We start from the raw sequence: 298 nt of genomic DNA on the forward strand, positions 1-298 counted from the left end.
GGGTCGGCGGTTCGATCCCGTCAGCCTCCACCATATAACTTAATGACGCGGGGTGGAGCAGCTCGGTAGCTCGTCGGGCTCATAACCCGAAGGCCGCAGGTTCAAATCCTGCCCCCGCAACCAAAACAATTCGGTTATATCTATATACCGAGCATTAATAACGCGGAGCCGTGGTGTAGTGGCCCAACATGCCTGCCTGTCACGCAGGAGACCGCGGGTTCGAATCCCGTCGGCTCCGCCATTTAATCAAAGTTCGGCTCGGTAGCTCAGTTGGTAGAGCAGAGGACTGAAAATCCTC

The 298-nt window shown here is 56.0% G+C and carries 2 tRNA genes; both read left to right on the top strand.

The annotated features are described in order from the left end of the window. Positions 1 to 46 precede the first annotated feature (46 nt). Positions 47 to 123 (top strand) — tRNA-Met (locus AC0LWF_RS27970). A 41-nt stretch (positions 124 to 164) separates the two neighbouring features. After that, positions 165 to 241 (top strand) — tRNA-Asp (locus AC0LWF_RS27975). Positions 242 to 298: the final 57 nt, after the last annotated feature.

Source organism: Paenibacillus sp. sgz302114, assembly GCF_056120345.1.